The sequence below is a fragment of the Methylomonas rapida genome (assembly GCF_024360925.2).
Classification (GTDB): domain Bacteria; phylum Pseudomonadota; class Gammaproteobacteria; order Methylococcales; family Methylomonadaceae; genus Methylomonas; species Methylomonas rapida.
In genome coordinates, this window is record NZ_CP113517.1 from 3,921,068 (window position 1) to 3,932,986 (window position 11,919).

The 11,919-nt window shown below is 54.2% G+C and carries 9 protein-coding genes; 4 read left to right on the forward strand and 5 right to left on the reverse strand.

The genetic code is table 11. The features are described 5' to 3' along the window. Positions 1 to 5: 5 nt before the first annotated feature. Positions 6 to 569, reverse strand: coding sequence for a lipoprotein insertase outer membrane protein LolB (gene lolB / locus NM686_RS18535; RefSeq protein WP_255189307.1), 564 nt, complete (start codon positions 567 to 569; stop codon positions 6 to 8). Next, positions 566 to 2,290, reverse strand: a complete 1,725-nt coding sequence (locus tag NM686_RS18540; protein ID WP_255189308.1) for a tetratricopeptide repeat protein — start codon at positions 2,288 to 2,290, stop codon at positions 566 to 568. The genes lolB and NM686_RS18540 overlap by 4 nt, the downstream gene beginning before the upstream one ends. A gap of 147 nt (positions 2,291 to 2,437) precedes the next feature. Between NM686_RS18540 and hemA the strand changes: the two genes are divergently transcribed. The 4 genes from hemA to NM686_RS18560 are packed head-to-tail and all read left to right on the forward strand — an operon-like array spanning position 2,438 to position 6,060. Further along, complete coding sequence (gene hemA / locus NM686_RS18545; protein WP_255189309.1) at positions 2,438 to 3,685, forward strand: glutamyl-tRNA reductase; 1,248 nt, start codon at positions 2,438 to 2,440, stop codon at positions 3,683 to 3,685. Between the two features lie 8 nt (positions 3,686 to 3,693). Next, positions 3,694 to 4,779 carry a peptide chain release factor 1 gene (gene prfA / locus NM686_RS18550; RefSeq protein ID WP_255189310.1) on the forward strand — a complete coding sequence of 362 codons (1,086 nt, stop codon included), beginning with the start codon at positions 3,694 to 3,696 and terminating at the stop codon, positions 4,777 to 4,779. Further along, positions 4,772 to 5,641 (forward strand): peptide chain release factor N(5)-glutamine methyltransferase, encoded by an 870-nt coding sequence (gene prmC / locus NM686_RS18555; protein WP_255189311.1) that lies wholly within the window; start codon positions 4,772 to 4,774, stop codon positions 5,639 to 5,641. The genes prfA and prmC overlap by 8 nt, the downstream gene beginning before the upstream one ends. Then, positions 5,638 to 6,060, forward strand: coding sequence for a Mov34/MPN/PAD-1 family protein (locus NM686_RS18560; protein WP_255189312.1), 423 nt, complete (start codon positions 5,638 to 5,640; stop codon positions 6,058 to 6,060). Before prmC ends, NM686_RS18560 begins: the two co-directional genes overlap by 4 nt. Before the next feature lie 7 nt (positions 6,061 to 6,067). Here NM686_RS18560 and NM686_RS18565 read toward each other — a convergent pair whose 3' ends face one another. The 3 genes from NM686_RS18565 to NM686_RS18575 are packed head-to-tail and all read right to left on the reverse strand — an operon-like array spanning position 6,068 to position 11,491. Next, a complete protein-coding gene (locus NM686_RS18565; protein ID WP_255189313.1) occupies positions 6,068 to 7,009 on the reverse strand; it encodes a cation diffusion facilitator family transporter in 942 nt (313 codons plus the stop codon). Between the two features lie 31 nt (positions 7,010 to 7,040). Then, positions 7,041 to 8,921, reverse strand: coding sequence for a proton-conducting transporter transmembrane domain-containing protein (locus tag NM686_RS18570; RefSeq protein ID WP_255189314.1), 1,881 nt, complete (start codon positions 8,919 to 8,921; stop codon positions 7,041 to 7,043). Next, a complete protein-coding gene (locus tag NM686_RS18575; RefSeq protein ID WP_255189315.1) occupies positions 8,918 to 11,491 on the reverse strand; it encodes a YbcC family protein in 2,574 nt (857 codons plus the stop codon). Before NM686_RS18575 ends, NM686_RS18570 begins: the two co-directional genes overlap by 4 nt. Positions 11,492 to 11,919 lie beyond the last annotated feature (428 nt).

Here is an 11,919-nt window from a genome sequence, read left to right on the forward strand (position 1 = left end):
CGTTGTCACGGAAAATTCCACTGATCCACAATTAGTTTAATTCTTGCCTTGTCTTTTTCTGCTGTCATTTTTTTCGGCAACAGCCATTCACCAACTTTTTGCATCTCCCGGTAGCGAACCAGCCAGCCATCCTGGTAGAACCCCCCCGGCTGCTCGACAAAAGTCTGTTCCGGCGCATTACCCCCCAACACCCAAAATTTTAAGGCATTAACCGGCATATCCACACCCAATTGTTCGGCAACGACTCGTTCAGACTCTCCGTAATACACATTTCGAGTCTCACCGTCATCGACCTCGACCCTCCCGGCCGTAACCGAAATCTTCACCCGGCCTTGCGCAAGGGGCCCCACCAATTCAATGTCATCTCGTGCCTCATCATGCTGCCAAGCAATAGAAACGGAAACCGAATCTTTTTCATCGACCAAAGCCAGACGCCCCTCAAAAGCCCATTGCTTTTTCTGCTGCAAATGCTGCATTTGCCCCAGCTGATAATCCTCGAGCGGCTTTTCCGGCACCATGGAACAAGCACTCAACAACAGTAGACATAAAATTGCGATTTGCCGCATCATAAGTCGGCAGGCAAAAAGCGGTTTTTAAATTTCAACAGATATTCATCATCCGGAAATTTTTTAAAAATAGGATCAAAAAACTCTTTTGCCTCCTTTTCTTTACCCATCACCCATAACACTTCGGCAATGTGAGCGGCAATTTCATTTTCCCGCTGTTTTTCATAGGCTTTGCGTAAATATTCCAGCGCCAAATCATGCTTACCCTGCTTGAACAGCAACCATCCGTAACTATCGATGATTACCGCTTCGTCAGGCTGCAAACTCAACGCCTTGAGCAAATATTGCTCGGCTTCGGCATAGCGCTGCGTCCTGTCCGTCAAGGTATAACCCAACGCGTTCAGCGCACCGACGTCATCCGGATTTTTTGCCAAGATCTTCTGTAAATCAGACTCGACGACATCCAATTTATCCAACCTTTCGGCGATCAAGGCCCGCGCATACAAAACATCTCGACTTTCGGGCGCATCTTTCAATGCCAGCGTCAACACATCGTAGGCTTCCTGATACTTATCCCAGTGATTGTAAAGCTCCGCCTTCATCATCATGATGCGCAGATGCTGATCCGGATATTTGCCATCCATTTTTTTGATGCGCGCTTCAGCCTCATCCAATTGCTTCTGATTCAATAGCACGGACATGGCGGCCATATCGGCATCAAAACCATAGCCACTAGCCCCCGCACGATCGAACCACTTCAATGCCTTATCCGGACGTTGCTGCTCAATTTCGATCTTGCCCAGATAAAAACTGGCCTGACCTTCCCATTCGGGATTGTTCAGCAACTTCTCCAGATAATTATCGGCCTTGTCCAACTGGTTTTGCTGCATATAGATCAGCGCAATCGTAAACAGCGTTTCACCATCATCCGGCGTCTCTTCCAATACCGATTGGCAAAGCTTAATCGCATCATCGAAGGCACCGGTATTCACCATGACCTCCAACAGCATCTTTCTCAGCTGCCGGTCATCGGGCGCCTGCCTGACGGCCTTTTCCAGATACTCTCTCGCCTTCGCCATATCGCCGCTACGACCAGCCAATTGCGCCTGAAAAATAATCGCCTTGTTCCAATCCGGCTGCAGTTCCAGCACTCGGCTAATCTTCAGTTGAGCCAACTCATTGTCCTGCAAAATCGATGCAACCACTGCTTGCAAAAACAATAAGCTGGATTGATCGGGATGCAGTTGAATCAAATCCTCGAGCACGTCGTAAATGAACCGCGTACGCCCTTCCTTTTCCAGCAATTTCAGCATTTCCAGCATGCCACCTTCGAAGCCCGCCGGATCTTCTTGAAAAATAGCATCCAAATTATCGGCTGCCGCCTTGCGGTCACCGTTTTTGATCGCCAGCAAAGCCGCAAATTTTCTTGCCGACAAATTTTGCTGATCCTTGGACAACCAAATCTCTAACGCCTCGCTCGTGCGTTTTTCATCCTTCAGGAACATGCCGATTTTGACGGCGCGTTCCGCGATTCTGGGATCATCCACCCGTTTGGCCGCTTGCAGATAGGCGTCCAGCGCCAAATCGTATTGACTTCGCTGCCCGGCCAGTTCCGCTGCCATCAACAGATACAGCACTTCCTCATCGATAACCGTGTTCTTGTTGACGCGAGGCGCCAAGGCTTCTTGAGGCGTAATTTTGGATTCAGTTTCTGTTGTCGTTTCCGGCGCAATCGCGCAACTCGACAAAGAACAAAATAGTGCTGCACCTATCCATTTTTTCATGCAATTCAAACGACCTGGTTTGGTAAGATTTGGTGACATAGATTATCAGAAAATTCCATTAGTTCAGACTATCGACGCATTCTATTTGGACAAAAACAATGCATTACTTAAAATAAGCCTATTTTAATGGGCTCTCGTTTCCAGATAATGACTCTTCTTGCGGTAGGGATAAATTACAACACAGCGCCGGTTTCGATCCGCGAGCGCCTTGCGTTTCCCGCGGACATGCTCGATAACACCTTGAAAAACCTGCGCAATGTCGGCAGCATTTCCGAAGCGGCGATCCTATCCACCTGCAATCGCACCGAGTTTTATTGCAATACGGAAAACGACGACCAAGCACCGCTGATCGATTGGATCGCGGCGACCAAGGCGCTCAAGACCACCGAGTTTACCCCTTATTTGTACAGCTACACGGATAGCCAATCCATCCGACACATGTTCCGCGTGGCATGCGGCCTGGATTCCATGATACTGGGCGAGCCTCAAATTCTCGGACAGATGAAAACCGCCTATCAGGCCGCCTATCAAGCCGGCACGCTAGGCAAAAACCTCAGCAAGCTGTTTCAGCATACGTTTTCCGCCGCGAAAAAAGTACGCACCGACACCGCCATAGGCTCCAGCCCGGTTTCGGTGGCGTTCGCCGCCGTGCAACTGGCGCAACAGATTTTCGACAAACTGTCCGAACAAACCGCCTTGCTGATTGGCGCCGGGGAAACCATAGAACTGACCGCCCGTCATCTGTATCAACACGGCATAGGCCGCATCATCATCGCCAACCGCACCTATGACAAGGCGCATGCCTTGGCCACGCAATTCAACGGCTATGCGATCGCGCTATCGGAAATACCCACGCATCTAGCCGAAGCCGACATCGTGGTTTCGTCCACCGCCAGCCCCTTGCCGATACTCGGCAAGGGGCGTGTCGAAAGCGCAATCAAGATACGCAAGCACAAACCGATGTTCATGGTCGATTTGGCCGTGCCTCGCGACATCGAAGCCGAAGTGGAGCAATTGCGCGACGTGTATCTTTACACCGTCGACGACCTGCAAAACACCATCAACCAAAACATGGATTCGCGCCGCCGCGCCGCCGAGCAAGCCGAGGAAATCATCGACACCCAGGTCGAACATTTCCTGGCCTGGCTGCGTTCACAAGGCGCGCAGGAAACCATCCGTGACTTTCGCCAGCAGGCGGAAATCACCCGCGACGAAGTGCTGCAAAAAGCCCTGGCTCAACTGAACAGCGGCACCGCGGCCGACGAAGTGCTGCAACGTCTGGCCCACACATTGACCAACAAACTGATTCACACCCCTTGCGCGCAATTGCGCGAGGCCGGCGCCAACGAACGCCATGACTTAATCGCCGCCTCGCGCGAAATTTTCAAATTATAAATTGCCCAATGAAACCCTCGATCAGAACCAAACTGGAAAACCTCGGCGAACGCTTCGAGGAAATCACCGCCCTGCTGACGCAGCCGGAAGTCCAGAACAACCAGAACCAATTCCGCAGCCTAAGCCAGGAATACGCGCAAATCGAGCCTATCGTCGCCTGCTACAAAGCCTATCAGGACAACCAAGCCAATCTGGAATCGGCCCAGGAAATGACCAAGGACAGCGACCCGGAATTACGGGAAATGGCGAAAGAGGAAATCGCCGCCGCCGCAGAAAAACGCGAGCAACTCGAACAGGAATTGCAAATTCTGTTATTACCCAAAGATCCCAACGACAACCGCAACATCTTCCTGGAGGTACGGGCTGGCACCGGCGGGGACGAAGCGGCGATTTTTTCCGGCGACCTGGCGCGCATGTATCAACGCTATGCGGAGCGTCAAGGCTGGGGCGTAGAAATCATCAATGAAAACCGCGGCGAGCATGGCGGCTATAAAGAGGTCATCATGCGCATCAGCGGGCAAAACGTGTATTCGCAATTGAAATTCGAATCGGGCACCCACCGGGTGCAACGCGTACCGGAAACCGAATCGCAAGGCCGCGTGCATACCTCGGCCTGCACCGTCGCGATCATGCCGGAGGTCGACAGCGTCGACGAAATCGACATCAACCCGGCCGACCTGCGCATCGATACCTACCGCGCCTCCGGCGCCGGCGGCCAGCACGTCAACCGGACCGATTCTGCTATCCGCATCACCCACATTCCGACCGGCGTGGTCGTCGAATGTCAGGACGAACGCTCGCAGCACAAAAACCGCGCTCGCGCGATGTCTGTATTGCAAGCGCGTTTGTTGGCCGCTGAACAGGAAAAACAGCAAGCCGAACAATCCGAAAGCCGCCGCTTGCAAGTCGGCAGCGGCGACCGTTCCGAACGCATTCGCACCTACAATTACCCGCAAGGCCGCTTGACCGACCACCGCATCAACTTGACCTTGTACAAATTGGAAGAAATCATGGAAGGCGGCCTGGAACACGTGATTCAACCCTTGATCCACGAGCATCAGGCGGAATTGCTGACACAATTGGGCAATGCCTGATTCGGCGAACCCTAGCGCGGACTCGATCCAAAACTTGCTGGCTCAAGCCGGTCAAGCGTTATCTGCGGTCTCGGAAACCGCGCTACTGGATGCCGAAGTGCTACTGTGTCATTGCTTGCAAAAAACCCGCACGTTTCTGCGCACCTGGCCGCAACATTGCCCAAGCCCCGCGCAAATAGCGCAGTTCCAGGCACTGATAGCGCAACGCAGGCACGGCACGCCGGTCGCCTACCTGACCGGGCAGCGCGAATTCTGGTCGCGGACTTTCAAAGTCTGCCCGGACGTGTTGATTCCGCGGCCCGACACCGAATTGTTGATCGAACTCAGCCTCGACCTCTTACCGGCCCAGCAAGCCAGCAAGATCATCGATCTCGGCACCGGCTCCGGCATTTTGGCGATCACATTGGCCGCGGAAAGGCCTTTGGCCAGCGTAATCGCCACCGACATCAGCCCGGCGGCCTTGCAAGTGGCACAGGAGAATGCCGAGCAACTCAAAACCGGCAATGTGCATTTGCTACGATCACATTGGTTCGATAACGTGAGCGATCGGGACTTCGATCTCGTCATCAGTAATCCGCCCTATATCGATGACAGCGACCCGCATCTAAAGCAAGGCGATGTCCGCTTCGAACCGCAAAGCGCCTTGGTCAGCCCGGAAAACGGCTTACATGACATCCGTCTGATTGCCGAACAAGCGCGCCAGCATTTAAAAAACGGCGGACATTTGTTAATCGAACACGGCTACAATCAGCAAAACCCAGTACAGGCCATCTTCACGGCCTTGAACTACCGCCAGGTCAAAACGCACAGCGATTTGGGCGGCAATCCCCGCGTGACTTCAGGACTATGGAAACCGACATGAACACCGACGAAATTTGTTTACCACGTAAACTAACCCATCAGTTACTGCACCTGGCGCAACAGTCGCCGTCCGCCGAAGTTTGCGGCCTGATCGGCGCCGACGCCAATGGCCAGCCGGTGAACTGCTATCCGGTCAGCAATGGTGCCGACACCCCGGAAAACCGTTTTCTGTTGGATGCGCGCGAGCAAATCAGCGCGATGAAACAAATGCGCGATGCGGGCCAAAAACTGTTCGCAATTTATCATTCCCACCCCAGCGCGCCGGCCGAACCCTCGCCCACCGATCTGGAACAAGCCAGCTACCCCGAGGCTTTGCATCTGATCATTTCATTGAACACCAAAGGCGTGCTGGAGATGCGTTGTTTCAAGATCAACGAAGGCCGCGCCCGCGAGCTGAATTTACGCTTGATCGAGGCTTAACAGGCGATTAATGCCGCCAGGACGCCGCATCCTCGATGGGCTCCAAATGGGTATCGATATCGATGGTATCGAAGCGCTGGCTGATCTGTCGTTCTATGGTTTCCAAAAGATCGTGGCCGCGCTGCACGCTCCAGTCCCCGGGCACCAGCACGTGTACCGACATGAAACGCCGGGCGCCGGCATAACGGGTACGCAAGGCATGATATGCAATCCGCTCCGAGGCCACGAATTGCTCCAAGACCGCGACGATCTCGGCCAGTTCCTCCGCGGGCAGGGCGGCATCCATCAAGCCCGACACGGTACGCCGAATCAAATGCAAGCCGGTCAATACGATATGCAACGCCACGGCAATAGCGATAATCGGATCGAGGATTTCCCACCCCGACATCCCCAAACGCTTTGCCAAAGCCAGCGCCGGCTCCAGGCGATTGGCGACGACGATCAGCGCGATACCGACCAGGATGCCCACCGTGGTCCAGACATCGGTCATCAAATGCTTGCCGTCGGCTTCCAGTGTGATCGATTGCCGCCGACGGCCCACACCGATTAGAATCCGCGCCACGATCAAATTGATCAATGACGCCAGCACGGAAATGGCTATGCCCACATCCAGTTGCTGCAAGGGCTGCGGATGCCATAGCCGCTCCCAGGCGGTAAACGCGATGCTAACCGCCGCCAACAAAATCATGATGCCTTCGGCGCCGCTGGAAAAATATTCGATTTTCTCGTGACCATAAGCATGACCGTCATCCGGCGGCCTAGCCGCAATGCTCAACACGATCAATACGATGACGGCCGCCACTAGATTAATCAAAGATTCCAACGCATCCGACAATAAACCGACCGACCCCGTCAACCAATAGGCATAACTCTTCAAGGCTATCGTGACCAGGGCCGCGGCGATCGAAAGCCAGCCATAGATGGCCAGCGACTGGGATTTATCGGTCATGTTTCAGTCCATGGAAAAACAAAGCCGCAGTTTAGCAGTTTGCTTGCCTCAGCTCGACCGGCCGCCCCATGCACAAGCGCAAAAATATACTGGCGGCGGCGATACCATTGATCACGAACGAAACCATGATGGGCAGCGCAAACCAGGGATGTTGACTACTGGCATGCGACAGCAACAAGTCCTCGCCAAGAAACGCTGGCGTGATCGGAAAACCGGCCAAACCGAGAAATCCCAAGAACAAGATCAGCGACCAACCCGGCCGGGTTTCGGCAAAAGCCCGATAGACAAAAGGGGCCGCGGCAAAATCGGCGTTTCGCAACAGCATCCGCAATGCCACCAGGCCCAGCAACCAGGACGGCACAATACCGCTGAGAAACAGCATCACATCGGCGCCTGCATGCGGTGCCATCAACCAGACGGCGACACCGGCCAACACGCTGCTCGAGGTTATGCCGTGCCAAACCTGAAAGGGACTGTGTTTGTTGCTGAACGCACTCAATGACACCAGTGCCATCGCCAACGATACCGGCATGGCCAAATAGGTCTTGTCCATGCCGCCGGCGCCCGTTGGCCCCATCACGACAATCGTCAGCAAACCGATAGCCGTGACCCACTTGACCCACAAACTCAAGGCATTGATTTGGTTGCCGAGTTTTTTCAGCGGCTCCCATAAAATCTTGCGCACCAGCAATTCCAACTGCCCTTCCTGTAAGGCAAAGACATACAACGTGTTTTGCAACACCTCCGGCAAGGAATCCCGAATCGATGGCGGTAAAAAGGTCAGTTTCTCGTTGTTTTTGATATAAAAATCGCTGTTGACATTGCCCGCCACCCGCAACAAGTGGGCGACGATGGACGGCGACACCAGTAACTGGTAGCAACGCAGGAATGCATTACCCATGAAATGCAGCAATACCAAGCCTTCCAATCCCAATGCCAACTCGACGAACATGATCCCCACCTGGGCAATCGATGCATAGGCAATTTGGCCTTTGATATTGGACTGGGTTTTTTCTGCCAGCGAGGCCACGAACACCGTCAATACGCCAATGCTCAACACGATCAGCCGCGGCAGGACGTTGTAACTCCAGATCGGCAGGGTTCTAAGCAATAAAAACACGCCCAAATGGATGGACAAGGCACCGTAAAAAATCGCGCTGGACGGCGTCGGCCCTTCCATCGCCCTCGGCAGCCAGAAACAGAACGGAAATTGCGCCGACTTGCCGGACGCCGCCAAGATGATCAGCCAGGACAACAACGACAGCGCGGCATAACCCGTAGGCGGTATGGTCTGGTTCTCGAACATCGCAAGCAGCCGGCTGAAATTCTGGCTGTCATGAAACAGCAAATGGCTCATCCAGGTACCCATCAACAAGCCGACATCGCAAAAACGGTAGATCGTGTAAGCGCGCAGCGCATTGCGAACCGGCTGAGGACGATGCCGGTAAAACGCGATCAACAGGAACGACGAAATGCCGACGATTTCCCAACCCGCGAACAGCATGTCGATACTGCCGGCCAGTACGATCAGGTTCAAGCCAAAGGCAAAACCGAAAATGGCCTGGAAAAAGCGCTTGTAACCCGTTTCACGGTGCAGATAAACCCGGCAATATTTGACGATCGCCGAAAACACCGTCCAAACCACGAACAAATACGCCGCGCCGACCCTATCCAGGAAAAACAGCACCGGGAACTGATAATCGTCGTGCTCGTACAGCACCCACCACTGATACTCGTAATTCTCAAAGCCGCTGGCCGCCCAAAATGTCAGCAGCCCCAGCACCGCGACCCCCTTTAACCGCGTCAGCCAAAGACTGATGGCGGCAATGCGATGCTCATTGTCGGGGCTGAAAAATATCAACAAAAACCCCAACAAGGGCAACAATACACAGGCCAATAAAAACACACTCATGCCAATCTCCTTTCCAATTGATGCACCGGTATGGTTCGGGTCTGCCCCACGATGATTTTTTCCGACCGGCTGGCGGCCGGCAGCGGATGATCGGTGGCCGGCTCAGCGGCTTGCCAACCGTTATGGCTATACAAAAACAATGCGTGACTCACCGGGTCGCACGCCACGAAGCGGATCCATTCGTTGTCCAACCATTCCCGCAAAGCGCCAAGCTGCGCGACCGCCTTATCGACGATCGCGGTGGTTTGCTCCACCACCAGCAACAACCTGGCCGGTTCATGCACTTCAATCATTTGAGACGGTAAGCCGGTGCGCAAGTCGCCTTCCACACCATTGGCGACGCCAAGCAAACCGATTACGTTGTGCGGAAGCTTGGTGCCAGCACCGTACACCGAGTTGTCGATGCGCGAGAACAAATATTCCAGATTGATGCCACCGCAAACAGGAATCACCGCCGACAACACCCTGGCCAAAATAGCGCCGTCGCCATCGCTCAGAGGATCGTAGGACTGCAAAAATGAGCGCCGGTCCAGAAACAGGTGCCGGGTCAAACTGCGCCGTCCAACCACGCTATACAGGTTGTTGGAATGGTTGAGTTCGGGACGCGGCTCGAAAATCGAGGAAGCGCGAGCCATCACGTGGCTGTGGGCCTCCTGATTATCCGGCGACTTCGGCCCCAATTCGAACCAGCGGCAACGCTCGCGGGCATTGCGCTGCAAGGCATGCTGCATGGTGTGTTGAAATTCATGCAAGGCCGTACGCGTAGTTTTATCCAGATCGTTGAGATCGAAATAACTGATTTCATCGCGGCTGGTGTTATGCAGCGCCGGCACGAAATGCGTACCTTCGGGTATATCGATGCCGCGCTCGCGCAAAATCGCCCGCACCGACGGATGGTTGGCCATCCAGGCAAAGGCGCGGGCATTCGGTGCACCGGGCTTGCCGGCACAAGCACCGCAGTCGTAAGCAGCAAAATGCGGGTTGTTGACGCTGCTGGAGCCATGGGCGACCACCAGCACCAACGGTGCGAAATCCTTGATCAACCCAATATTCCGTAGCAGACTGCCAACCCGATCGGCCATTTCGGACAGCGAAAAGCCCAGCAAATAGCCCTCTTCATTCGGCTCATCACTCTCGCGCAATAAATGCAGATGACCATGCGCATCAACCTCGCTCAAGCTTTGGATGCCCGGCAACTGCCCACTCGGCCGCAACACACTCCAACCCAGACGCAAGGCATAGGCCAGACCTATGGTTTGCGTGTACAGCCAGCCCCGAAACATGGAATGCGCGCCAAAATGCAGGTCAGACAGTTTGTCGCCATTGTGTTTTTTCTCCACCTTGGCCTTGCCGTTGGATTCGAGAACCAGATGCTTGGGCTTGATGACCACCGGGCATTGAGCCACGGGATACACATCATCCAAGCCTTGATAGAGAAAATCGATGCCGAAAAAGCCCGGCGCGCCGAAGGTTTCGATGCCTGGGTCGAGTTCTTCCAGATAACGTCGCAACGAGCATTCCCTATCGTCTATGCAAAACAAGGCCTGCACCTTGGCCGCCTGAGCACGGCCTAGTACCGCCGGCGGTTGCCTGCGCAAGGCTTCCAACAACTCGGAGTGCAGCGACCATTCCATCGCCTCATGCCAAACCCGCATTTTTAATGGCACTTGCGGCTTGACGGCATCGCGCTCCAGCAACGGGATCGCCTGCAAATTAGGCAAGTCGGCAATTTTGATGAATCTGTGCCCGCGCTTTTTATCCAGAAAAGCCAGCTCACAAGCCAATTCCACCGCCAACAATTGCTTCAACGAAATCGAACGCGGCGCAAGCAAAGCCTGGGGCTGGGTTTCGATGATGCGCACCATGCCTGACCAACCGGGGTGCGCCAGCAACACTTCCAACAAATACTGGGCATACAAACTCGGGTCGCCGACTATTTTATCCAGACAGTTCCGGATAACCTGCTCGGGGCCTTGATCCAGCATGTCCCGCACCAACGCTTGATGAAAGGGGTACAACGGCAACAGGCTGTTTTGCACCAAACGCAACACGCAATCCCAAAAATTTTCGCCGGGCTTCGGCAACGCCCAGCGACTGATGCCCTGGTCGAGGAAATTGCTCAACAGGCGAAACATGACGGGATGCACCAAGGCGTTCAGATCGAGTTCCAAGTAATTCAGCCAGGCGCTACGAATACCGTGGTTGGCCAGCGACAACGGTGGATAATGGCTATGATGATCGGGCTCGAACAATTCCGCCCGCAATACCCGCTCTTCCTCGGCGCCAACACCGGCCTGAGCGATAGCCCAATCTAGGGCCCGGTCATTGATGCGGCCTTCGTGATAGCGTTGCAAATAATCAGTCAGCGGCAGATAACTCTTGGCGCCGAATACTTTAGCCGCTATCGCCACTCCCTCATGGAAAGGATGATCCTGCACCGCATGCAGCGTATTGTGATGAATGAAATCCTTGATCGGCCCCTGGCTAGGCAACCAATGGGCGATATGAACAATGATGGCATCGAGATCGATGCCGCCGTTGGTTGAAATATGACTTTGAGAGTGGGACATCTTCGCAATAGGCAATCTGAATAATCGGAAAATCGCGCTGGACTCTAGGCCCTTCGCTTTCCACTTCAGCACATGGCATGCCAAATGACTGCAAGCCGCGCCGTATCGGCTGCGCACCAACACGCCAGCTAGAGTTTCAGGTGACATTGGTTGATTTAAACCAGGCTGACCGGTTGAATCTGGATAGTCTCACCTTGTCGGCTCACTCATAAACCTAACATGCTGAATGATCCCAAATAATCAGTTGAGCATTTCAAACTCCGTTCGCCCCAAGCCTAACCCGAAGGACTCGGCACGAAAGGACTCCGCGCACTGAAGCTTTTACTCTGAAAGTCATTGTGGGAACGACGCACAGTCGCGATAAATGGCTTCAATTCGCGACCATGCGTCGCTCCTACAGCTAGATCTTTCATTTGCCGGGGCGATGC

Coding starts and splice junctions, on each gene's coding strand:
- NM686_RS18575 (WP_255189315.1), bottom strand. CDS start 11,491: ATGTCCCACTCTCAAAGTCATATTTCAACCAACGGCGGCATCGATCTC.
- lolB (WP_255189307.1), bottom strand. CDS start 569: ATGATGCGGCAAATCGCAATTTTATGTCTACTGTTGTTGAGTGCTTGT.
- hemA (WP_255189309.1), top strand. CDS start 2,438: ATGACTCTTCTTGCGGTAGGGATAAATTACAACACAGCGCCGGTTTCG.
- prmC (WP_255189311.1), top strand. CDS start 4,772: ATGCCTGATTCGGCGAACCCTAGCGCGGACTCGATCCAAAACTTGCTG.
- NM686_RS18540 (WP_255189308.1), bottom strand. CDS start 2,290: ATGAAAAAATGGATAGGTGCAGCACTATTTTGTTCTTTGTCGAGTTGC.
- prfA (WP_255189310.1), top strand. CDS start 3,694: ATGAAACCCTCGATCAGAACCAAACTGGAAAACCTCGGCGAACGCTTC.
- NM686_RS18565 (WP_255189313.1), bottom strand. CDS start 7,009: ATGACCGATAAATCCCAGTCGCTGGCCATCTATGGCTGGCTTTCGATC.
- NM686_RS18570 (WP_255189314.1), bottom strand. CDS start 8,921: ATGAGTGTGTTTTTATTGGCCTGTGTATTGTTGCCCTTGTTGGGGTTT.
- NM686_RS18560 (WP_255189312.1), top strand. CDS start 5,638: ATGAACACCGACGAAATTTGTTTACCACGTAAACTAACCCATCAGTTA.